General features: G+C 65.5%; 22 protein-coding genes and 1 tRNA gene. 14 read left to right on the forward strand and 9 right to left on the reverse strand.

The window, feature by feature from the left end:
• The first annotated feature begins 8 nt into the window (after positions 1-8).
• The 3 genes from ccoG to O5M90_RS26655 are packed head-to-tail and all read left to right on the forward strand — an operon-like array spanning position 9 to position 1999.
• Positions 9-1463: a cytochrome c oxidase accessory protein CcoG gene (ccoG, locus tag O5M90_RS26645; protein ID WP_269840924.1), complete on the forward strand. Its 1455-nt coding sequence runs from the start codon at positions 9-11 to the stop codon at positions 1461-1463.
• 33 nt (positions 1464-1496) lie between these two features.
• Positions 1497-1751: a hypothetical protein gene (locus tag O5M90_RS26650; protein WP_137942232.1), complete on the forward strand. Its 255-nt coding sequence runs from the start codon at positions 1497-1499 to the stop codon at positions 1749-1751.
• Positions 1751-1999 (forward strand): hypothetical protein, encoded by a 249-nt coding sequence (locus O5M90_RS26655; protein ID WP_137942233.1) that lies wholly within the window; start codon positions 1751-1753, stop codon positions 1997-1999. The genes O5M90_RS26650 and O5M90_RS26655 overlap by 1 nt, the downstream gene beginning before the upstream one ends.
• Before the next feature lies 1 nt (position 2000).
• Here O5M90_RS26655 and fnr read toward each other — a convergent pair whose 3' ends face one another.
• Positions 2001-2735: a fumarate/nitrate reduction transcriptional regulator Fnr gene (fnr, locus tag O5M90_RS26660; protein ID WP_269840923.1), complete on the reverse strand. Its 735-nt coding sequence runs from the start codon at positions 2733-2735 to the stop codon at positions 2001-2003.
• A gap of 179 nt (positions 2736-2914) precedes the next feature.
• Between fnr and hemN the strand changes: the two genes are divergently transcribed.
• The 3 genes from hemN to icd all read left to right on the forward strand — a co-directional run bounded on the left by hemN (position 2915) and on the right by icd (position 6389).
• Positions 2915-4324: an oxygen-independent coproporphyrinogen III oxidase gene (gene hemN, locus O5M90_RS26665; RefSeq protein WP_171018191.1), complete on the forward strand. Its 1410-nt coding sequence runs from the start codon at positions 2915-2917 to the stop codon at positions 4322-4324.
• Between the two features lie 2 nt (positions 4325-4326).
• Positions 4327-5031, forward strand: a complete 705-nt coding sequence (locus tag O5M90_RS26670; RefSeq protein WP_137942236.1) for a sulfite exporter TauE/SafE family protein — start codon at positions 4327-4329, stop codon at positions 5029-5031.
• A gap of 104 nt (positions 5032-5135) precedes the next feature.
• Entirely contained in the window at positions 5136-6389 is a 1254-nt protein-coding gene (gene icd, locus O5M90_RS26675; protein ID WP_137942237.1) for an NADP-dependent isocitrate dehydrogenase, read from the forward strand.
• Between the two features lie 57 nt (positions 6390-6446).
• Here icd and O5M90_RS26680 read toward each other — a convergent pair whose 3' ends face one another.
• Positions 6447-6695 carry a cold-shock protein gene (locus O5M90_RS26680; RefSeq protein WP_137942238.1) on the reverse strand — a complete coding sequence of 83 codons (249 nt, stop codon included), beginning with the start codon at positions 6693-6695 and terminating at the stop codon, positions 6447-6449.
• A 222-nt stretch (positions 6696-6917) separates the two neighbouring features.
• Between O5M90_RS26680 and clpS the strand changes: the two genes are divergently transcribed.
• Together clpS and clpA are read left to right on the forward strand one after the other, a co-directional pair.
• Positions 6918-7286: an ATP-dependent Clp protease adapter ClpS gene (gene clpS / locus O5M90_RS26685; protein ID WP_137942239.1), complete on the forward strand. Its 369-nt coding sequence runs from the start codon at positions 6918-6920 to the stop codon at positions 7284-7286.
• A complete protein-coding gene (gene clpA, locus O5M90_RS26690) occupies positions 7283-9607 on the forward strand; it encodes an ATP-dependent Clp protease ATP-binding subunit ClpA (protein ID WP_137942240.1) in 2325 nt (774 codons plus the stop codon). The genes clpS and clpA overlap by 4 nt, the downstream gene beginning before the upstream one ends.
• 27 nt (positions 9608-9634) lie before the next feature.
• Here the strand turns inward: clpA and O5M90_RS26695 are convergent, their stop codons facing one another.
• The 5 genes from O5M90_RS26695 to O5M90_RS26715 are packed head-to-tail and all read right to left on the reverse strand — an operon-like array spanning position 9635 to position 12819.
• Positions 9635-10420, reverse strand: coding sequence for a zinc-dependent peptidase (locus O5M90_RS26695; protein ID WP_269840921.1), 786 nt, complete (start codon positions 10418-10420; stop codon positions 9635-9637).
• Positions 10420-11193 carry a UDP-2,3-diacylglucosamine diphosphatase gene (locus O5M90_RS26700; RefSeq protein WP_269840920.1) on the reverse strand — a complete coding sequence of 258 codons (774 nt, stop codon included), beginning with the start codon at positions 11191-11193 and terminating at the stop codon, positions 10420-10422. Before O5M90_RS26700 ends, O5M90_RS26695 begins: the two co-directional genes overlap by 1 nt.
• On the reverse strand, positions 11180-11674 hold the full coding sequence (locus O5M90_RS26705) for a peptidylprolyl isomerase (protein WP_262968509.1): 495 nt from the start codon (positions 11672-11674) through the stop codon (positions 11180-11182). The genes O5M90_RS26700 and O5M90_RS26705 overlap by 14 nt, the downstream gene beginning before the upstream one ends.
• A gap of 5 nt (positions 11675-11679) precedes the next feature.
• Complete coding sequence (locus O5M90_RS26710; protein WP_440402472.1) at positions 11680-12249, reverse strand: peptidylprolyl isomerase; 570 nt, start codon at positions 12247-12249, stop codon at positions 11680-11682.
• Between the two features lie 51 nt (positions 12250-12300).
• Positions 12301-12819: a tetratricopeptide repeat protein gene (locus O5M90_RS26715; protein ID WP_269840919.1), complete on the reverse strand. Its 519-nt coding sequence runs from the start codon at positions 12817-12819 to the stop codon at positions 12301-12303.
• Between the two features lie 223 nt (positions 12820-13042).
• Between O5M90_RS26715 and cysS the strand changes: the two genes are divergently transcribed.
• The 6 genes from cysS (at position 13043) to O5M90_RS26745 (ending at position 18921) form a co-directional block, all read left to right on the forward strand.
• Positions 13043-14419 carry a cysteine--tRNA ligase gene (gene cysS / locus O5M90_RS26720; RefSeq protein ID WP_269840918.1) on the forward strand — a complete coding sequence of 459 codons (1377 nt, stop codon included), beginning with the start codon at positions 13043-13045 and terminating at the stop codon, positions 14417-14419.
• A gap of 1 nt (position 14420) precedes the next feature.
• Complete coding sequence (locus O5M90_RS26725) at positions 14421-15074, forward strand: DNA-3-methyladenine glycosylase family protein (RefSeq protein WP_269840917.1); 654 nt, start codon at positions 14421-14423, stop codon at positions 15072-15074.
• A 62-nt stretch (positions 15075-15136) separates the two neighbouring features.
• Positions 15137-16108 (forward strand): acetyl-CoA carboxylase carboxyltransferase subunit alpha, encoded by a 972-nt coding sequence (locus O5M90_RS26730; protein WP_137942245.1) that lies wholly within the window; start codon positions 15137-15139, stop codon positions 16106-16108.
• Positions 16077-17402, forward strand: a complete 1326-nt coding sequence (tilS, locus tag O5M90_RS26735; RefSeq protein WP_440402530.1) for a tRNA lysidine(34) synthetase TilS — start codon at positions 16077-16079, stop codon at positions 17400-17402. Before O5M90_RS26730 ends, tilS begins: the two co-directional genes overlap by 32 nt.
• Positions 17403-17509: 107 nt before the next feature.
• On the forward strand, positions 17510-18781 hold the full coding sequence (locus O5M90_RS26740; protein WP_137942247.1) for an aspartate kinase: 1272 nt from the start codon (positions 17510-17512) through the stop codon (positions 18779-18781).
• Positions 18782-18828: 47 nt separating this feature from the next.
• Positions 18829-18921: transfer RNA gene (locus O5M90_RS26745), tRNA-Ser, on the forward strand.
• Between the two features lie 47 nt (positions 18922-18968).
• Here O5M90_RS26745 and O5M90_RS26750 read toward each other — a convergent pair.
• Both O5M90_RS26750 and O5M90_RS26755 read right to left on the reverse strand, forming a co-directional pair.
• The gene (locus O5M90_RS26750) at positions 18969-19385 is read right to left on the reverse strand and encodes an Arm DNA-binding domain-containing protein (protein ID WP_269840915.1); all 417 of its coding nucleotides are present in this window, start codon (positions 19383-19385) and stop codon (positions 18969-18971) included.
• A 198-nt stretch (positions 19386-19583) separates the two neighbouring features.
• A complete protein-coding gene (locus O5M90_RS26755; RefSeq protein ID WP_262967961.1) occupies positions 19584-20495 on the reverse strand; it encodes a YicC/YloC family endoribonuclease in 912 nt (303 codons plus the stop codon).
• Between the last annotated feature and the right edge of the window lie 21 nt (positions 20496-20516).

A 20516-nucleotide genomic window follows, 5' to 3' on the forward strand; every position in this document is an offset into this window, starting at 1 on the left:
AGCCACTCATGGATAGCCCTCCGCGCAAGGTCATCCCTCTGGTGGCGGCCGATGATGCCGCCATCGAGATGGTGTCGCTCTATCAGGCCCAGCAGAAGATCTACTCGCGTGCCGTCAGCGGCTGGTTCGCCACCTGGCGCTGGGTGCTGGTGTGGGCGACGCAGCTGTTGTTCTACGGACTGCCCTGGCTGGACTGGGGCAGCCGCCAGGCGGTGCTGTTCGACCTCGAGTCGCGGCGCTTCTACATCCTCGGCCTGGTCCTTTATCCGCAGGACTTCATCTACCTGACCGGGCTGCTGCTGATCTCGGCCTATGCGCTGTTCCTGTTCACTGCGGTGGCGGGGCGGTTGTGGTGCGGCTTCGCTTGCCCGCAGACGGTCTATACCGAGATCTTCATGTGGGTGGAGCAGAAGTTCGAGGGCGACCGCGCCAAGCGCATCAAGCTCGATGCAGCGCCCTGGGGCCCCGAAAAACTGCTGCGCAAGGGCGGCAAGCAGGCGGCCTGGATCGCCATCGGGCTGTGGACCGGCTTCACCTTTGTCGGCTACTTCACGCCGATCAAGATGCTGAGCCAGGAGGTCATGAGCCTGGGCCTGGGTCCCTGGGAATGGTTCTGGATCCTGTTCTACGGTTTTGCGACCTATGGCAATGCCGGCTATATGCGCGAGCAGGTCTGCAAATACATGTGTCCTTATGCGCGCTTCCAGAGCGCGATGTTCGACAAGGACACGCTGATCATCAGCTACGACGCCGAGCGCGGCGAGCCGCGCGGCTCGCGCAGCAAGAAGGCCGATCCGGCCGCGCTGGGCCTGGGCTCGTGCATCGATTGCACCCTGTGCGTGCAGGTCTGCCCGACCGGCATCGACATCCGCAAAGGCCTGCAGTACGAATGCATCGGCTGCGCCGCCTGCATCGATGTCTGCGACAGCGTGATGGACAAGATGAGCTATCCGCGCGGCCTGATCCGCTACGACACCGAGAACGGCCTGTCCCAGCATCTGAGCCGCCGCGAAAGGCTGCTGCGCATCTTCCGGCCACGGGTGCTGATCTACGGCGCGGTGCTCTTGCTGATCACCGCCGGCCTGTTCACCAGCCTGGCGCTGCGCGCGCCCTTCAAGGTCGATGTGGTGCGTGATCGCGGCGCGCTGGCGCGCCTGGTCGACGACGGCTTCATCGAAAACGTCTACCGGCTGCAGATCATGAACACCACCGAGGCCGTGCAGCACTACCGCATCGCGGCCGAGGGCCTGCCCGGGCTGGCCACCGCGCAGCCGGTGCGGCTGGAGGTCGGGCCCGCCGAGGCCCGCTGGGTCTCGGTGGCCTTGCGGGTGCCGCCGCAGAGCGCGGCCCAGGCCGGCAGCGGCGCCCATGAGATCCGTTTCGGCATCGAGCGTGAAGCCGGTGCGGCCGGCCAGGCCGCCTATGCGCTGAGCGAGAAGTCCACCTTTGTCGTGCCGCGCTGAGCGTGGCCGACCACCGTCCCGAAGGAGCAATCGATGAGTGAAACGCAAGCGCAAAGCAGCCAAGTGCAGCGCCCCTGGTGGCGCGAATACATGATGTGGCTGGTGGTCGGCGGGCCCAGCGTCGTCGTCGTCGCGTCCTTCGTGACCCTGGGTCTGGCGATCACCCATCCCGACCCGGTCATCGAGGTGGTGCCGGTCCAGGCCAGCGCCGGCAGTGATGCGGCGCCGAGTTCGGCGCAGACCCCGGCAATGAAGGCCCGCAACCATGCGGCCACCGGGGGGCGCTGATGGACGAGCCCTCACGGCGCTCGCGCCTGGTCATGGCGGCCCTGTGGCCCTCGTTCCTGATGGCGGGGCTGCTGGAGGTGCTGGTCTTCAGCCTGCTTGATCCGGCCGCGCTGGCCGAGGCCAGCACATTGTCCGGCACCAGCATCTACACGCTGGGCTTTCTGGGCTTCTGGATCGTGACCGGGCTGAGTTCGGCCCTGAGCCTATGGCTGGCTGGTTTGCCGCCGGCCACGCAGGACCTGCGCTGAATCAGCAGTTGCTGCTGTTCACCAGGCGCTGCAGCCCGGCCTGGTCGAGGATCTGGATCTGGCGCTGCTTGACGTCCAGCAGACCCTCTTCCTGGAACTTCGAGAAGGTGCGCGACACGGTCTCCAGCTTCAGGCCCAGATAGCTGCCGATCTCCTCGCGCGTCATGCGCAGCACCAGGCTGGAGGCCGAGAAGCCGCGCGCCTGCAGGCGCTGGGTCAGGTTCAGCAGAAAGGCGGCCAGGCGCTCCTCGGCCCGCATGCTGCCCAGCAGCAGCATCACGCCATGGTCGCGCACGATCTCGCGGCTCATGATCTTGTGGAACTGGTGCTGCAGATCGGTGAACTCGCGCGACAGCTCCTCCAACTGATCGTAAGGGATCACGCAGACCTGGGAGTCCTCCAGCGCCACCGCATCGCAGCTGTGGCGGTCATTGCTGATGCCGTCCAGCCCCAGCAGCTCGCCGGCCATCTGGAAGCCGGTGACCTGATCGCGGCCGTCCTCGGAGGACACGCAGGTCTTGAAGAAGCCGGTGCGCACCGCATAGAGCGACTGGAAGGCATCGCCGGAACGGAAAAGAGTGTCGCCGCGCGCGACCTGGCGGCGCGTCGCCACCAGGCTGTCGAGCTGCTCCAGATCGGGCTTGGACAGACCCACCGGCAGGCACAGCTCGCGCAGATTGCAGCTGGAGCAGGCGACCTTGAAGGGCTCGATCTTGATGGCGGGGGCGGTGCTCATGCCGCGCATTATGGTCTGCCCGGGGCAGCCGCTCGCTTCGCCGGTGTCCGGGGTGGGCGCAGAGTGGAGGGGTGTCAGCATGATGTTCCTCAAGGTTGTCGTGATTGTTGTCGGGGCCATGCGCAGCAAGCTTGATGCAGGTCAAATGCCCGCCAGCTAGGCTTGGCACAGTGGCGGACATGCCAAACAGCACCACTGCCACAGCTCTCGGAATCAGCGAAGAATTGCTGCGTCGCTACGACGTGGCCGGCCCGCGCTACACCTCCTACCCGACCGCCGATCGCTTCGTCGAGGCCTTCACGGTGGCCCAGTACGAACAGGCGCTGGCCCAGCGCGCCAGCGGCTCGCTGGTCGGTGGCGGCACGCCGCTGTCGGTCTATGTGCATGTGCCGTTCTGCGAATCGGTCTGCTACTACTGCGCCTGCAACAAGGTCATCACCCGCCACCATGAGCGCGCCGGCGAGTATCTGCAGGCCCTGAACACCGAGATGGACCTGACACTGGCCCATCTGGGCCGTGCGCAGACCGTGTCGCAGCTGCATCTGGGGGGCGGCTCGCCGACCTTTCTGAGCGATGCCGAGCTGAGCCAGCTGATGCTGGACCTGCGCAGCCGCTTCAAGCTGGCGGCCGGCGCCGAGATCTCGATCGAGGTCGACCCGCGCACCGTCACCGAGCAGCGCCTGGCGCATCTGCGCAGCCTGGGCTTCAACCGGCTGAGCTTCGGCGTGCAGGACTTCGACGCCGAGGTGCAGAAGGCGGTGCACCGCATCCAGAGCTTTGACAGCGTGGCCAGCCTGATGAGCCAGGCCCGCGCGCTGGGCTTCGAGTCGACCAATGTCGACCTGATCTACGGCCTGCCGTTGCAGACGCCCGAGTCCTTTGCCCGCACCGTCGCCCAGGTCGCGGCGCTGCGGCCCGACCGCATCGCGCTCTACGGCTATGCCCATCTGCCGCAACGCTTCAAGCCGCAGCGCCGCATCGACATCACCCAGCTGCCGCCGGCCGCCGACAAGCTGCACATGCTCTCGGGGGCGATCAGCGGTTTCATTGCCCAGGGCTACAGCTATATCGGCATGGACCATTTCGCCTTGCCGACCGACTCGCTGGCGGTGGCCAAGCGCCAGGGGCGCTTGCACCGCAATTTCCAGGGCTACAGCACCCAGGCCGACTGCGATCTGATCGGGCTGGGTGTCTCGGCCATTGGCCGGGTCGGTGCCACCTACAGCCAGAACGCCAAGACCCTGCCCGAGTATTACGACGCGCTGCGCCAGGGCCAACTGCCGGTGGTGCGCGGCCTGGCGCTGACGCGCGACGACCTGCTGCGCCGCGCGATGATCATGGCGCTGATGTGCCAGGGCCGGGTCGAGTTCGAGTCGATCGAGCTGGCCCATCTGATCAAGGTGGGCGAGTACTTCCGACCCGAACTGGAGCGGCTGGCCCCGCTGCAGCAGGCCGGCATGGTCACGATCACGCCGGACGCGATCGAGGTGACGGCGCTGGGCTGGTACTTTGTGCGGGCCGTCGCGATGGTGTTCGACCGTTATCTGCAGGCCGATCGCACAAGAGAGCGCTTTTCTAAGATCATCTGAGCATGGATGCAGCGCTTGCCGGCTCGGCCCTGCTGATGGGCCTGGCCGGTTCCCCCCATTGCCTGGCGATGTGCGGCGCGGCCTGCGCCGGCCTGAGCGGCGGCGCGCCGCGCGCGATGGCTTCGTTCCAGTTCGGCCGCTGGCTCAGCTATGCGGCCGGCGGTGCGCTGGCGGCCGCCAGCGTCGGCTGGGCCGCGCAGCTGGGTCAGGCCACCGCGGTGCTGCGGCCGCTGTGGCTGATGGTGCATCTGGCGGCGCTGGGCCTGGGGCTCTATCTGCTGTGGCGCGGGCGCCAGCCGGCCTGGCTGGAAAACCTCGGCCAGCGGGTGTCGCGCGAAACCAGCGTGTCGCTGGCGGGATTGCGGCCCGGCCAGGCGGCGCTGGGCGGGGGGCGACCCACCCGCGCGCTGCTGGGCGGCCTGGGCTGGCTGGCCTGGCCCTGCGGCCTGCTGCAGTCGGCCCTGGTGGTGGCGGCGCTGGCCTCGGGGCCGGCGCAGGGGGCGCTGGTGATGACGGCCTTCGCCGCCGGCTCCGGCCTGGGCCTGGTGCTCGGGCCGGCGCTGTTGCGCCGCCTGTTCGGCGTCGGGGAGGGCGGCCTGGTCTGGGCGATCCGGCTGGCCGGGCTGGGTCTGGCGGCGGCCTCGGTTTTCGCGCTGGGCCATGGGGTCTGGGTGCAGATCGCCGACTGGTGCGGCCGCGCTTTCTGAGCCCAACACTTATATAAGACTTGAGCCCGTCGCCGGACTTGCCGGCATAGAATCGGCGCCTCAGTCGTTTCACCCCCTTGCGCTTTGCGCGGAGCAGACCACACATGTATCAACACATCAAGGTGCCCGAGGGCGGGCAGAAGATCACCGTCAACGCCGACTTCTCCCTGAATGTGCCCGATCAGCCCATCATTCCCTTCATCGAGGGCGATGGCACCGGTTTCGACATCACGCCGGTGATGATCAAGGTGGTCGATGCGGCGGTGGCCAAGGCCTACGGCGGCCAGAAGAAGATCCACTGGATGGAGATCTATGCCGGCGAGAAGGCCACCCAGGTCTACGGCCCCGATGTGTGGCTGCCGGCCGAGACGCTGGAGGTGCTGCGCGAGTATGTGGTCTCGATCAAGGGGCCGCTGACCACGCCGGTCGGCGGCGGCATCCGTTCGCTGAACGTCGCGCTGCGCCAGGAACTGGACCTGTATGTCTGCCTGCGCCCGGTGCAGTATTTCAAGGGCGTGCCCTCGCCGCTGAAGGAGCCCGAGAAGACCCATATGGTGATCTTCCGCGAGAACTCGGAAGACATTTACGCCGGTATCGAGTACGAGGCCGAGAGCGACAAGGCCAAGAAGCTGATCAAGTTCCTGCAGGAGGAAATGGGGGTCAAGAAGATCCGCTTCCCCAATACCTCGGGCATCGGCATCAAGCCGGTCTCCCGCGAGGGCACCGAGCGCCTGGTGCGCAAGGCCATCCAGTACGCCATCGACAATGACAAGCCCAGTGTCACCATCGTGCACAAGGGCAATATCATGAAGTACACCGAGGGTGGCTTCCGTGACTGGGCCTACAGCCTGGCGCAAAAGGAATTCGGCGCCGAGCTGATCGACGGCGGCCCCTGGTGCAAGTTCAAGAGCCCGAAGAGCGGCAAGGACATCACGATCAAGGATTCGATCGCCGATGCCTTCCTGCAGCAGATCCTGCTGCGCCCGGCCGAGTACTCGGTGGTCGCGACGCTGAACCTGAACGGCGACTACATCTCCGACGCGCTGGCCGCCCAGGTCGGCGGCATCGGCATCGCGCCCGGCGCCAATATGTCGGACTCGGTGGCCTGCTTCGAAGCCACCCATGGCACCGCGCCGAAATATGCAGGCAAGGACTATGTGAACCCGGGCAGCGAGATCCTGTCGGCCGAGATGATGCTGCGCCATATGGGCTGGACGGCCGCCGCCGACCTGATCATCAGCGCGCTGGAAAAGGCCATCGCCAGCAAGAAGGTCACCTATGACTTCGCCCGCCTGATGGACGGCGCGACCCAGGTCTCCTGCTCCGGCTTCGGCCAGGTCATGATCGATCAGATGTAAAACCCCCATCCGGCACCTCCCGGTGCCGGATCTGGGCAGTGCCGCATCAGTGCCGCTTCAGGCGGCGCGCAGCGCCTGGCCTTCCGGTATCAGCTCGGCCTCGTCCAGCGGGCGGATGTTCTGTGCTAGTTGGCCCTTGGGGCCTTGCACCAGATCAAAGCTGACCCGGCCACCCTGGCGCAGCGTGCGAAAGCCTTCCATCTGGATGGCCGAAAAATGGGCGAATACATCCTCGCCGCCCGCCTCCGGTTCAAGAAAGCCGAAGCCCTTGGCGTCGTTGAACCATTTCACCGTTCCTACTGCCATAACCGTCTCCACCCCACTGGTTTTTGTACCGGCGGGATTCTCAAAGCGCGGTCCACCGGCTGTCAATTCAGGGCCTGCCCGGGGGGTAGTTGTACGGAGAGGGTGGGGTCGGGCGTTGAAAAGGCGCGCAGCTCGCCCCCATATCCCGGAGTGCTTGTGGAATGCTTGACGGAAGATCCCCTTGCAGCGGCGCGCTCCGGCCCCACTCTATAGAATCAGCCTATGCCCGATCTACCCAACAAGCCCCCCGAACCGCCGGTGAAAACCCCGGGCGTCGGGCCCGGCCGCGACGATGCGGACGGCACCACCACGCTGGAACGGGTGGCGCAGAAAACCGAGCCGCCGCGCCTGTACCAGGTGCTGCTGCTCAATGATGATTTCACGCCCATGGAGTTTGTCGTCATGGTGCTACAAGAGTTTTTTCGCCATGACTTGGATACTGCAACCCAAATCATGCTGAAAATCCACCATGAGGGCCGGGGCGTTTGCGGTGTGTTCACCAAGGACGTGGCGGCCACCAAGGTTGAGTTGGTGCTGGCCGCCGCAAGGCGAGCCGGCCATCCCCTGCAGTGCATTATGGAGGCCGCATGATTGCGCAAGAGCTTGAAGTCAGCCTGCACATGGCGTTTGTCGAAGCGCGTCAGCAGCGTCACGAATTCATCACCGTCGAACACCTGCTGATGGCCTTGCTGGACAACCCGTCTGCGGCCGAGGTGCTGCGGGCCTGTTCGGCCAATATCGATGATTTGCGCAAGAGCCTGGCGCAGTTCATCAAGGAAAACACGCCCACGGTGGGTGGCAGCGAGGAAGTGGACACCCAGCCGACGCTGGGCTTCCAGCGCGTGATCCAGCGCGCCATCATGCATGTGCAGTCCACCGGTAGCGGCAAGAAGGAAGTTACCGGCGCGAATGTGCTGGTCGCGATCTTCGGCGAGAAGGACTCGCACGCCGTCTACTACCTGCACCAGCAGGGCGTGACCCGGCTGGACGTCGTCAACTACATCGCCCATGGCATCAAGAAGAGCGAGCCGCCGGAGCCTCCGAAGGGCCAGGAAGGCAGCGGTGGCGGCGAGAGCGAGCGTGAAGAAGCCGATGCGCAGGGCGGCGGCAAGGGCTCGCCCCTGGAGCAGTTCACGCAAAACCTCAACCAGCTGGCCAAGGACGGCAAGATCGATCCGCTGATCGGCCGCGAGCACGAGGTCGAGCGCGTCGTGCAGATCCTGTGCCGCCGGCGCAAGAACAATCCGCTGCTGGTTGGCGAGGCCGGTGTCGGCAAGACCGCCATTGCCGAGGGCCTGGCCTGGCGCATCACCGAGGGCGACGTGCCCGAGGTGCTGTCCGACAGCGTGGTCTATTCGCTGGACATGGGCGCGCTGCTGGCGGGCACCAAGTACCGCGGCGACTTCGAGCAGCGCCTGAAGGCGGTGCTCAAGCAGCTCAAGGACCAGCCCAATGCGGTGCTCTTCATCGACGAGATCCACACCTTGATCGGTGCTGGTGCGGCCTCGGGCGGTACGCTGGACGCCAGCAATCTGCTCAAGCCCGCCTTGTCCTCCGGCGCGATGAAGTGCATAGGCGCGACCACCTTCAGCGAGTACCGCGGCATCTTCGAGAAGGACGCGGCGCTCTCAAGGCGCTTTCAGAAGGTCGACGTCGTTGAGCCCTCGGTCGAGCAGACTGTCGAGATCCTGAAAGGCCTGAAGTCGCGCTTCGAGGAGCACCACAGCGTCAAGTACGCGCTGGGTGCGCTGCAGGCGGCGGCGGAGCTGTCGGCCAAGTACATCAACGACCGCCATCTGCCGGACAAGGCCATCGATGTGATCGACGAGGCCGGCGCCGCCCAGCGCATCCTGCCCAAGAGCAAGCAGAAGAAGACCATCACCCGCAACGAGGTCGAGGATATCGTCGCCAAGATCGCGCGCATCCCGCCCGCTTCGGTGTCCAGCGATGACCGCGGCAAGCTCAAGAGCCTGGACCGGGACCTCAACAGCGTGGTGTTCGGCCAGGAGCCGGCCATCGATGCGCTGGCGGCCGCGATCAAGATGGCGCGTTCGGGCCTGGGCAAGCCGGACAAGCCGATCGGCAGCTTCCTGTTCAGCGGCCCGACCGGCGTCGGCAAGACCGAGGTCGCCAAGCAGCTCGCCTATATCCTGGGCATCGAGCTGATCCGCTTCGATATGTCCGAATACATGGAGCGCCATGCGGTCAGCCGCCTGATCGGCGCGCCTCCGGGCTATGTCGGTTTCGACCAGGGCGGTCTGCTGACCGAGGCGATCACGAAGAAGCCGCATGCGGTGCTCCTGCTCGACGAGATCGAGAAAGCGCATCCGGATGTCTTCAACGTGCTGCTGCAGGTGATGGACCATGGCTCGCTGACCGACAACAACGGACGCAAGGCCGACTTCCGCAACATCATCATCATCATGACGACCAATGCGGGCGCCGAGACGATGAACAAAGCGAGCATCGGCTTCACCAACTCGCGCGAGCAGGGCGACGAGATGGCCGACATCAAGCGCCTGTTCACGCCCGAGTTCCGCAACCGGCTGGACGCCATCGTGTCCTTCCGGGCCCTGGACGAGGAGATCATCCTGCGCGTGGTCGACAAGTTCCTGCTGCAGCTGGAAAGCCAGTTGCAGGAGAAGAAGGTCGAGGTCACCTTCAGCGATGCGCTGCGCAAGCATCTGGGCAAGAAGGGTTTCGATCCGCTGATGGGCGCGCGGCCGATGCAGCGCCTGATCCAGGACACGATTCGCCGTGCCCTGGCCGACGAGCTGCTGTTCGGCCGCCTGGTCGACGGTGGGCGTCTGGGCGTCGATGTGGACGAGGCGGGCGCGGTGCAGCTGGATATCCAGCCGCTCAAGCGTGCCAGCGACAACAAGCCCAAGGCCGAGCCGGCGACGGCGAGCTGATCAGAAAAGGCCCCTCGGGGCCTTTTTTCATGGTGCCGGGTCTTGCCTGAAGTAGCCGGCCAGTAGCTCATACAGCGCAGGCTGCTCCCACTTCAGCTCGGCGGGGGCCACAAAGAAGGCTTCGGCCGCGACGGCGAAGAACTCCTCCAGACTCTCGGCGCCATAGGGATCGATCAGGGTCGGCGCCTCGGCATCGACCTGCTCGCAAAACCACTGCCACTCGGCTTCGATCACATCGAGCCAGCGTTCGTGTTCAGCCACCGAGCCCAGCGGCGGCACCCCATCGGCGAGGCCGTCGCCCATGTCCAGCACATGGGCGAATTCATGGATGACGACGTTATAGATGCTGTCCGGCGCTGCCGAGGCGGGGTCGTCGCTGTCGACCTCGCTCCAGGCCAGCATCAAGGGACCGCCCTCCATCGCCTCGCCGGCCAGCACCTCCTCGTAGCGGTGGACCACGCCGTCCTCGTCAATGAACTCGCGCTGCGCGACCACCTCGCCGGCATGCATCACGATGCCGACAAAGCCGTCGTAGGCCGCCAGACCCAGGCGCAGCGCCGGCAGGCAGGCCTGGGCCGCGACAGCCAGGGCCACCTCGTCCGTGACCTCGAAGCCGTCGACGCCATGGAATTCCTTGGTGGACAGAAACAGCGAACACAGGCGCCGCAGCTCGGCCAGTTCCTCGCTGGAACGGGCGGCGATGAAGGGGTAGCGCAGCAAGGTCAAGCGCCACAGCGGCTCGGGGATGGCGTAGTCGCGCAGCGTTTGCGCCTCCCGCCTGGCCCGCCAGGCCGACCACAGGCGCCCCAGCATCAGAGCGGGGCGACGCGCCGCAAGCCCTGGGCGTCCAGGCGCAGCACATCGGCGCGCGGGAGTTCGGCCTCCAGGTCCCAGTCGGACAGCACCCAGCGCCTCAGGTCTTCGCCCAGATCATGGACGGCCGGGCGGTGCGTGTGGCCATGCAACAAGACCTGGCACCGGGCCCGCCGCAGCCAGTCGCGGCAGGCGTCGGCATCGAGGTCGGACCAGGTCTGTAGCGTTTGCCGGCGCTTGTTCAGCTCGCTGGCCTCGCGCATCTGGCGCGCGATCGCGCGGCGCTGCGGCAGCGGCTGGGCCAGGAATTCGCGCTGCCAGTCTGTGCCACGCACCTGGGCGCGAAAGCGCTGGTAGTCATGATCGTCCAGGCACAGCGCGTCGCCATGACTCAGCAGCAGGCGCTGGCCGAAGGCCTCGAGTGCGACCGGGTCGGGCAGCAGTTGCAGGCCGGCGTCCTGCGCCATCGCCTCACCAAGCAGAAAGTCGCGGTTGCCGGCCATGAAGAAGAGCCGACGTTTCTGTCCGGCGCGTTGCAACAGGGCCGTGCATTCGGCTTCAAAACCTTCGAAGCGGGCATCGTCGCCGATCCAGACCTCGAAGATATCGCCGAGCAGGAACACCGCCTGTGCCGGCGTGCGCTCCAGGTGCTGCTGCAGAGCCGCCAGCGTCTGCGGCGTGGCGGGCGCCAGATGCAGGTCCGACAGAAAGTCAATCACGCCCCACTCGGGAGGCGCGATCAGGGTCGGGGTGTCGATATCAGGCGATTTCAACCGCGCGCTCGATCACCACATCTTCCAGCGGCACATCGTCATGGAAACCGCTGCGGCCGGTCTTGACCTTCTCGATCGCATCGACGACTTCCTTGCCTTCGATGACCTTGCCGAACACGGCATAGCCCCAGCCCGACGGGGTCTCGGACTTGAAGTTCAGGAAACCGTTATTGGTCGTGTTGATGAAGAACTGGCTGGAAGCCGAATGCGGGGCATTGGTGCGGGCCATGGCCAGCGTGTAATGCTCGTTGGTCAGGCCGTTGTTGGCCTCGTTCTGGATCGTCGCGTCGGTGGCCTTCTGCTTCATGCCGGGTTCCATGCCGCCGCCCTGGATCATGAAGCCCTTGATGACGCGGTGGAACACCGTGCCGTCGTAATGGCCCTTGCGCACATAGCTCAGGAAGTTCTCGACGCTCAGCGGTGCCTTGGCATCGTCGAGTTCGACCTTGATCAGGCCGTGGTTGGTATGCAGTTCAACGATCTTGCTCATTTCTTGGGCTCCACAATGGCCTTGGTGATGATCACGGGTGTCAGAGGCAGGTTTTGATGCATGCCTTGGTTGCCCGTGGGTTTGATGCGAATCTTGTCGACGATGTCCATGCCTTCGACGACCTGGCCGAATACCGCATAGCCCTTGCCGTCGCGCGCGTTGGCGGCGTCCAGGAAGGGGTTGTCGACGACATTGATGAAGAACTGCGCGGTGGCCGAGTTGGGGTCGCCGGTGCGGGCCATGGCCAGCGTGCCGCGCACATTGTTCAGGCCGTTGCCGGCTTCCAGCGGGATCGGCGGACGCGTCGGCTTTTGCTCCATCTTGGGTGTGAAGCCGCCGCCCTGGATCATGAAACCCTCGATCACGCGATGGAAGATCGTGCCGTTGTAATGGCCGGCCTTCACATACTTGATGAAGTTGTCGACCGACTTGGGCGCCTTCTGGGCGTCCAGCTCGATGCGGATATCGCCCTCGGTCGTGCTCAGCTTGACCGTCTGGGCCCAGGCCGGTGCGGCGGCCAGCAGCGCCAGCAGGCCCAGCGCAGGGAGTGAGGAGTGTTTTTGCATGAACATGGTTGCGGGCTGAAAAACGCGAGAGCGCTATTGTTACCCAGGCCGTCAGCGCGCCGGGCTCAAGCGGCTCAGCTTGAGCTTGAGCGCCGCGCCGTCGCCGCTGCCATGTTTGAGCGCCAGTCCATAGGCGCGGGCCGCCATGCGCAGCAGCACGTCGCCCAGATTCTCCTGGGCCTGGGCGTGCTCGGGCTGCAGCCGCACCGCCTGTTCCAGCGCGGCATGGGCCAGGTCCAGCTCGCCCCGGGCGGCATAGAGCACGGCCAGGTTGTTGAACGGGTCGGCCAGGTCGGGGTAGTCCTGGGTCAGGGCCAGCAGCCCAGCTTCCGCCTGGCTGGCCTGGCCGAGTTCCATCTGCATCACGGCCTGGGCAAAGCGCAGCTTGGCATCGTTGGGGTTTAAGGCCAGCGCGGCCTGCACGGTCTGCAGCGCCTGGGTCTTCTGACCTTGCAGCCACAGGGCCTGGGCCGCGTCGAAATCCTGCGCGCCGGCCGGCAGCGCGCACAGCCACGCGCTTGTCAGCAGCGCCGCAAGGCGCAGCCTGTGGGGGCGGAAAAAGAGATGCAAGCTGGCAGCAGGACTGTACATAAGTTCTTGGGCGCTGAGCCCGGGGCCTGGGCGTCGCCGAAGAGCGAGCCGCTATACTGAGCGATTCTACGGGGCCCACCGCTGCGCGCTTGATGCGATCTCGAAGTGCCTGATTTCGAAGTCCCCATCGCAACAGAGCCGTCCGCAGCCCAACCCTGAGCTCGCCATCGATTCACGACCGACGCTGGCAAATCAAGATCCCATGTCCCTGCGCATCTACAACTCGCTGACCCGCAAGGTCGAGCCCTTCAGCCCTATCGATCCCGGCCATGTGCGCATGTATGTGTGCGGCATGACGATTTACGACCTCTGTCATGTCGGCCATGCCCGCATGATGATGGCTTTCGATGTGGTGCAGCGCTGGCTCAAGGCCTCGGGCTTCAAAGTCACCTATGTGCGCAACATCACCGATATCGAGGACAAGATCATCAGGCGTGCGGTCGAGCGGGGCATCAGCATCCGCGAGCTGACCGACGAGATGATTGCCGCGATGCGCCGCGATATCGGCGCGCTGGGCGTCGAGACGCCCACGCATGAGCCGCGTGCCACCGACTATGTGGGCCAGATGCTGGACCTGATCGGTACCTTGGAAAACAAGGGCCTGGCCTACCGCGCCAGCAACGGCGATGTGAACTACGCGGTGCGCAAGTTCCCCGGCTACGGCAAGCTGTCCGGCAAGTCGCTGGACGATTTGCGTGCCGGCGAGCGTGTCGCCGTCGACGACGGCAAGCTCGACCCACTGGATTTCGTGCTCTGGAAGGCCGCCAAGGACAGCGAGCCCGAAGACGCCAAGTACCATGGCCCTTACGGCCCCGGCCGCCCCGGCTGGCATATCGAGTGCTCGGCCATGGCCTGTGCCTTGTTGGGCGAGCATTTCGACATCCATGGCGGCGGGCAGGATCTGCAGTTCCCCCACCACGAGAACGAGATCGCCCAGAGCGAGGGCGCCAGTGGCGGCAAGCCCTTCGTCAATGTCTGGATGCACAACGGCTTCCTGAATGTCGACAACGAGAAGATGTCCAAGAGCCTGGGCAACTTCTTCACGATCCAGGATGTGCTCAAGCGCTACGACGGCGAGACGCTGCGCTACTTCATGCTGCGCACCCATTACCGCAGCCCTTTCAATTTCAGCGATGCCAATCTGGACGATGCGCGCAGCGCACTGCGCCGGCTCTACACGGCGCTGGATGGCCTCGACGTCGAGGCCGGCGAGATTGACTGGACACAGCCGCAGGCGGCCGCCTTCCGGGTCGCGATGGATGATGACTTCAATGCGCCCGGCGCGGTGGCCCAGCTCTTCGAGCTGGCCGCCAGCCTGAACCGCAGCCGCTCGCTGGACGAGGCGCGCCTGCTGAAGAGCCTGGGCGCGGTGCTGGGGATTCTGCAGCAGCCGCCGCGCCAGTACCTGCAGGCTGGCAGCGGCCTGGACGAGGCCGCGATCCAGGCGCAGATCGACGCCCGGGCGGCGGCGAAGGCGGCGCGCAACTTCGCCGAGGCCGACCGCATCCGTCAGGAACTGCTGGCCGCCGGCATTGTCTTGCAGGACTCGCCCCAGGGCACGACGTGGATGAAGGCCTGAGGTGGGACGCGCTGCAGCGGGGGTGACCCCGGACTACTGGGACGAGGCTTGTCGTCATCTGGCCAAGCGTGACCGCGTGATGAAGAAACTCATCCCGCAGTTCGGCGAGGCACGGCTGCAGGTGCGCGGCGATGCGTTCACGACCCTGGCGCGCTCCATCGTCGGCCAGCAGATCTCGGTCAAGTCCGCGCAGGCGGCCTGGGAGAAGTTCGCCGCGCTGATCAGCATGCCGACCGCCCGCGTGATCCAGCCGGCCGCCGTGCTGGCCCTGCCGGTGGCCGATCTGCGCGCGGCCGGCCTGTCGGCCCGCAAGGTCGAGTACCTCAGCGATCTGGCCCAGCACTTCGAGGCGGGCCGTGTGCATGTGCGCCAATGGACGCAGATGGACGACGAAGCCATCATCGAGGAGCTGGTGGCGATCCGTGGCATCAGCCGCTGGACGGCCGAGATGTTCCTGATCTTCCACCTGATGCGGCCCAATGTGATGCCGCTGGACGACCCCGGTCTGCTCAAGGGCATCAGCCAGAACTACTTCAGCGGCGAGCCGGTATCGCGCGCCGAGGGCCGTGAGGTCGGGGAGGCCTGGGCCCCTTACCGCTCGGTAGCCACATGGTACATTTGGCGCAGCCTTGATCCGCTCCCGGTGGAGCCCTGACCCTGGTATCTCGGCCCGTATCTACCGATAGCGGGCCGTCATCTCTGAAAGACCTAAGCAGGATGAGCAAGAAACATTTCCTCGAATTCGAGCAGCCGATCGCCGAGCTCGACACCAAGATTGAAGAGCTGCGCTACGTGCAGAGCGAGTCCGCCGTTGACATCTCCGAAGAGATCGACCGCCTCAGCAAGAAGAGCCAGCAGCTCACCAAGGACATCTACGCCAATGTGGCGCCCTGGCAGGTCTACCAGATCGCCCGGCACCCGCAGCGCCCGCAGACGTTGGACTATTGCGCCGATGTGTTCACCGAGTTCCAGGAACTGCACGGTGATCGCCACTACGCCGACGATGCCGCCATCGTCGGAGGCCTGGCCCGCTTCAACGGCCAGGCCTGCATGGTCATCGGCCACCAGCGTGGCGCCGACTCGAAGGAGCGCACCAAGCGCAACTTCGGCATGCCGCGCCCCGAGGGCTATCGCAAAGCCTTGCGCCTGCTGAAGCTGGCCGAGAAATTCGGTCTGCCGGTCTTTACTTTCATCGACACCATGGGCGCCTATCCCGGCATCGGTGCCGAGGAGCGTGGCCAGTCGGAAGCGATCGGCCGCAATATCTTCGAGATGGCCCAGCTGGAAGTGCCCATCATCGCCACCGTGATCGGCGAGGGTGGCTCTGGCGGCGCGCTGGCCATCGGCGTGGCCGACCAGGTGCTGATGCTGCAGTTCGCCGCCTATTCGGTGATTTCGCCGGAAGGTTGCGCGTCGATTCTCTGGAAGAGCGCCGAACGTGCGGCCGAAGCGGCCGATGCGCTGGGCATCACCGCCCACCGCCTGAAGGCCATGGGCCTGATCGACAAGATCGTCAACGAGCCGGTCGGTGGCGCTCACCGCGACACCAAGGCCATGGCCTCCTATCTGAAGCGTGCGCTGTCCGATGCGCTGCGCCAGGTCAGCGATCTGAAGCCCAAGGAATTGCTGGAGCGCCGTTATGAGCGCCTGCAAGCCTATGGTCGCTTCACCGACACCAAGAGCCGCTGAGCCTCAGTCGCGCCGCTGTGTAGCGGTTGCCTACAGCGGCGGCCGCGATTCCACCGCCTTGCTGCATGCGACGGCCCGTCGGGCCGGCGAACTCGGTCTCGAGGTCGTGGCCCTGCATGTGCATCACGGGCTTAGCGCCCATGCGGACGATTGGCTGGCTCACTGCGAGCGGCAATGCGAGCGCTGGGCCGCCTCGGGGCTGCCCTTGCGCCTGCTGTCGCAGCGTCTGGACGGCGCGCCGGCGGCGGCGCAAAGCGTCGAGGCCTGGGCCCGCGAGGGTCGTTATGCGGCGCTGAGCATGATGGCCCAGGCGGCCGGCGCCGATCTGCTGCTGCTGGCCCAGCATCGCCGTGATCAGGCCGAAACCCTGCTGCTGCAGGCCCTGCGCGGCGCCGGCGTGGCCGGCCTGGCGGCGATGCCGGCGCAGCAATGGCGCGATGGCCTGCTCTGGGCCCGACCCTGGCTGGCGCAGCCGCGCGAGGCCATCGAGGCCTATCTGCACGCCCATGGCCTGGACTACATCGATGACGACAGCAATGGCGACCCTCGCTACGCCCGCAACCGCCTGCGTTTGCAGGTGTGGCCGGGGCTGAGCCAGGCTTTTCCATCCACCGAAGCCAGCCTGGCCCGGACGGCCGAATGGGCGCAACAGGCCTTGGCCTTGCAGCATGAGATGGCCGCTGCGGATCTGGCGCAACTCGTCGGCCCCGAGGGCCTGGACATGGCGGGTCTGCTGGCCCTGTCGCCGGCACGCGCCAGCAATGCCTTGCGGGCCTGGTTGCGCGCCCGGCTCGGCCGACCGGCACCGGCCAGCCTGGTGCAGCGGCTGTTGCACGAGTCGAGCGCAGGGCAGGGGGCCTGGCCTTGCGCCGGCGCTTCGCTGAGGCTGTATCGGTGGCGCCTGCAGTATGTCCCTACGCCGGCTGCGACCGCGGCGCCTGTGGTCGAACTGAATCTGGGGCGGCCCGGTGTCCATCCCGTGCCGGCCTGGCAGGGAGAGTGGATTGTTGAAGCCGTCGAGCGCGGTGGCGTGGCCGCCGCGAGCCTGGCATCGCTGGTGATGCGCCCGCGCGAGGGGGGTGAGCAGTTCCAGCGCCATCCGGCCGGCCTGCCGCGCAGCCTGAAGAAGGCGTTTCAGAGCGCGGCCCTGCCGGCCTGGCAGCGCAATGCTCCCTTGCTCTATGCGGACGAGCAACTGCTGTTCGTGCCCGGGCTGGGCCCGGATGCGCGCTGTCTTGCCCGGCCGGGCGAGCCGCAACTGAGCCTGGACTGGCGTCCTGTGCCTCGCATGTAACGCCCCGGGCGTCGATTGCTGCGGTGCGGCAGCTAGAATCGTGGGCTGCGACCGCGGCGCACCCCTTGCCCGATTCAGGGCCTCGACCCCCGCGTTGAAGAATCCCCATGGCACTGATAGTTCACAAATACGGCGGGACCTCGATGGGGTCCACCGAGCGCATCCGCAATGTGGCCAAGCGCGTCGCCAAATGGGCGCGCGCCGGGCATCAGATGGTGGTCGTGCCCTCGGCGATGAGCGGCGAGACCAACCGCCTGCTGGGCCTGGCCAAGGAGCTGGCGCCGGCCTCGTCCAGCCCCGAGTTGAATCGCGAGCTGGACATGATTGCCGCCACCGGTGAGCAGGTCTCGGTCGGCCTGTTGGCGATCGCGCTGCAGGCCGAGGGCCTGGAAGCTGTCAGCTACACAGGCTGGCAGGTGCCGGTGCAGACCGATTCCTCGCACACCAAGGCCCGCATCGAGAGCATCGATGACGCGCGCGTGCGCGCCGATCTGGCCGCCGGCAAGGTCGTCGTGATCGCCGGCTTCCAGGGCGTTGACGAAGATCAGAACATCACGACCCTGGGTCGTGGCGGCTCCGACACCTCGGCCGTGGCCATCGCCGCTGCGATGAAGGCCGACGAGTGCCTGATCTACACCGATGTGGACGGTGTCTACACCACCGACCCGCGCATCGTGCCCGAGGCGCGCCGCCTGCACACCATCAGCTTCGAAGAGATGCTGGAGATGGCCTCGCTGGGCTCCAAGATCCTGCAGATCCGCTCGGTCGAGTTCGCCGGCAAGTACCGCGTGCCGCTGCGCGTGCTGTCGAGCTTCACGCCCTGGGACATCGATATCAACGAGGAAGCCAAGTCCGGCACCCTGATCAGTTTTGAAGAGGACGAAAAAATGGAACAAGCCGTCGTGTCGGGCATCGCCTTCAACCGTGACGAAGCCAAGGTGACCCTGCTGGGCGTGCCGGACAAGCCCGGCATCGCCTTCCAGATCCTGGGCCCGGTGGCCGAGGCCAATATCGACATCGACGTCATCATCCAGAACGTCTCGCAGGACGGCAAGACCGACTTCAGCTTCACCGTGCACCGCAACGATTACGCGCGCACGATGGAACTGCTGGAGAGCACCGTCGGCCCGGCCACCCAGGCTGCCAAGGTGCTGGGCGACCCGAAGATCTGCAAGGTCTCCATCGTCGGCATAGGCATGCGCTCGCATGTGGGCGTTGCGTCCAAGATGTTCCGCGCACTGAGCGAAGAGGGCATCAATATCCAGATGATCAGCACCAGCGAAATCAAGACCTCGGTCGTGATCGACGAGAAGTACATGGAGCTGGCGGTGCGTGCGCTGCACAAGGCCTTCGACCTGGATCAGGAAATTTCTGCCTGATTTTCCTTGAAGCCTCGAATTCTTCGTATAGAATGCGAGGCTCAGCTGGAGTCGTGACCGAGTGGCCGAAGGTGCTCCCCTGCTAAGGGAGTATGTGGGCAAAACCTGCATCGAGAGTTCGAATCTCTCCGACTCCGCCAAGTGACTGTGTCGTACAGTCCCAAGGCATACCAAGAAACCCCGTAAATCATTGGTTTACGGGGTTTTTCCATTCCAGGACGGTTTCAAGTGCTCCCGCGTACATCGGCTGGATGTGGCGTGCATGCCAGTGCTCTCCGGGACTCTGCACCGTCGCGGCCTCGTTCAGGCGTGCTTTGATCGCCTGCTTCACCATTGCCACATCGACGCCTTGCTCGACTTGCGCACGATCCTTGCGGGCCTGCTCTCGGGCGTCCTTCAGTGACAACTCAGGGTAGCGGCCAAGCACCTTTTCGCGGGCGCGGTTGTTCAAGCGAAACCGCAGGACCCAAGTCGCTTTGCCGTTGCGAGCCGCCGTCGTGCTGGCGACGAAGGTCAGGCCCTCGCCAACGCTTCGATCAATGGCACCGTTGGCAAGGAGCGCTTTCAGTTCTCGGTCGGTGAGAGGTCTTTGTTGCTTGACCATTCCCATTTGCTCCTGTGGAGCTTGTGGAGTCTTTTTTTGGGCCGTCGCTCGCACAGGCGAAAATCCTGAAAACCCCCACAACAAACCCCACAGGACGCGCGCGCTTCGCTGCAAGGTTCTGGGATGGATTGGGACAAAATAAATTACTAATCAACAGGTTACGAGGTGTTTGCGGGAAGTCTTGGACCCCCAAAAACACTATTCAATGTTTTGGACCTGCTCGCGCATCTGCTCGATCGCCACCTTCATCTCGACCGAGACATTGGTCAGCTCCAGCGCGGCGGATTTCGAGCCCAGGGTGTTGGCTTCGCGATGCAACTCCTGTATCAAGAAGTCAAGACGCTTGCCGATCTCGCCGCCTTTTTTCAGCAACCGTGCGATCTCTTCCAGGTGGGCGCGCAGGCGGGCCAATTCCTCGGCCACATCGATGCGGATCGCATAGGCGGCAGCCTCGTTGAGGGCGCGCTCGCGCAGCGCATCCTCGGGGATGCTCTGGCCCGCGCCGGTCGCGACCAGGGCCTCCTGCCAGCGCTCCAGAAAGCGCTGCTGCTGGCGCTGCACGACGGCCGGCACCAGCGGCTCGGCCTGGGTGGCCAGTTCGCGCAGCCGGCCGATGCGCTCCATCAGGATGGCAACCAGCTTCTCGCCCTCGCGCTCGCGTGCCTCGGCAAGACCTGACACGCAGCGGCGTGCGGCCTCCAAGGTGGCCTCGTCCAGTTTTTCGGTGACACCGCCGCCCTTGCACCACTGCATGATCTCGTGCACCGACAGGCCCTGTGCCTTGGGCAGCCAGCCCTGCACGGTGGACTCCAGGCGGGCCAGCCGGTTGAGCTGCTCGGGCTGCGGTTGGGGCCAGGTGTTGTCACCCTCGCGCTGGGTGTTGATGCGCATCTCGACCTTGCCGCGCTTCAAGCCTGCGGTCAGCAGCTCGCGCAGCGCCGGCTCCAGGCCGCGCAAATCCTCGGGCATGCGAAAGCCAAGGTCGAGAAAACGCCCATTGACCGATCGGAGTTCAACCGTCACGCTCGCGCCGGTTTGAGTGCCGGTTTCACTGTGGGAAGAGGGCTGCGAGCTGGCGCTGGCATAACCCGTCATGCTGTAGACTGGCATCTCGCAATCGGTGTAGCAATC

Origin of the sequence: Paucibacter sp. M5-1 (assembly GCF_027498415.2) — a bacterium.
Taxonomy (GTDB): Bacteria; Pseudomonadota; Gammaproteobacteria; order Burkholderiales; family Burkholderiaceae_C; genus Roseateles_E.

Coding starts and splice junctions, on each gene's coding strand:
- ccoG (WP_269840924.1), top strand. CDS start 9: ATGGATAGCCCTCCGCGCAAGGTCATCCCTCTGGTGGCGGCCGATGAT.
- O5M90_RS26650 (WP_137942232.1), top strand. CDS start 1,497: ATGAGTGAAACGCAAGCGCAAAGCAGCCAAGTGCAGCGCCCCTGGTGG.
- O5M90_RS26655 (WP_137942233.1), top strand. CDS start 1,751: ATGGACGAGCCCTCACGGCGCTCGCGCCTGGTCATGGCGGCCCTGTGG.
- fnr (WP_269840923.1), bottom strand. CDS start 2,735: ATGAGCACCGCCCCCGCCATCAAGATCGAGCCCTTCAAGGTCGCCTGC.
- hemN (WP_171018191.1), top strand. CDS start 2,915: ATGCCAAACAGCACCACTGCCACAGCTCTCGGAATCAGCGAAGAATTG.
- O5M90_RS26670 (WP_137942236.1), top strand. CDS start 4,327: ATGGATGCAGCGCTTGCCGGCTCGGCCCTGCTGATGGGCCTGGCCGGT.
- icd (WP_137942237.1), top strand. CDS start 5,136: ATGTATCAACACATCAAGGTGCCCGAGGGCGGGCAGAAGATCACCGTC.
- O5M90_RS26680 (WP_137942238.1), bottom strand. CDS start 6,695: ATGGCAGTAGGAACGGTGAAATGGTTCAACGACGCCAAGGGCTTCGGC.
- clpS (WP_137942239.1), top strand. CDS start 6,918: ATGCCCGATCTACCCAACAAGCCCCCCGAACCGCCGGTGAAAACCCCG.
- clpA (WP_137942240.1), top strand. CDS start 7,283: ATGATTGCGCAAGAGCTTGAAGTCAGCCTGCACATGGCGTTTGTCGAA.
- O5M90_RS26695 (WP_269840921.1), bottom strand. CDS start 10,420: ATGCTGGGGCGCCTGTGGTCGGCCTGGCGGGCCAGGCGGGAGGCGCAA.
- O5M90_RS26710 (WP_440402472.1), bottom strand. CDS start 12,249: ATGCAAAAACACTCCTCACTCCCTGCGCTGGGCCTGCTGGCGCTGCTG.
- cysS (WP_269840918.1), top strand. CDS start 13,043: ATGTCCCTGCGCATCTACAACTCGCTGACCCGCAAGGTCGAGCCCTTC.
- O5M90_RS26730 (WP_137942245.1), top strand. CDS start 15,137: ATGAGCAAGAAACATTTCCTCGAATTCGAGCAGCCGATCGCCGAGCTC.
- tilS (WP_440402530.1), top strand. CDS start 16,077: ATGGTCGCTTCACCGACACCAAGAGCCGCTGAGCCTCAGTCGCGCCGC.
- O5M90_RS26740 (WP_137942247.1), top strand. CDS start 17,510: ATGGCACTGATAGTTCACAAATACGGCGGGACCTCGATGGGGTCCACC.
- O5M90_RS26750 (WP_269840915.1), bottom strand. CDS start 19,385: ATGGTCAAGCAACAAAGACCTCTCACCGACCGAGAACTGAAAGCGCTC.
- O5M90_RS26755 (WP_262967961.1), bottom strand. CDS start 20,495: ATGCCAGTCTACAGCATGACGGGTTATGCCAGCGCCAGCTCGCAGCCC.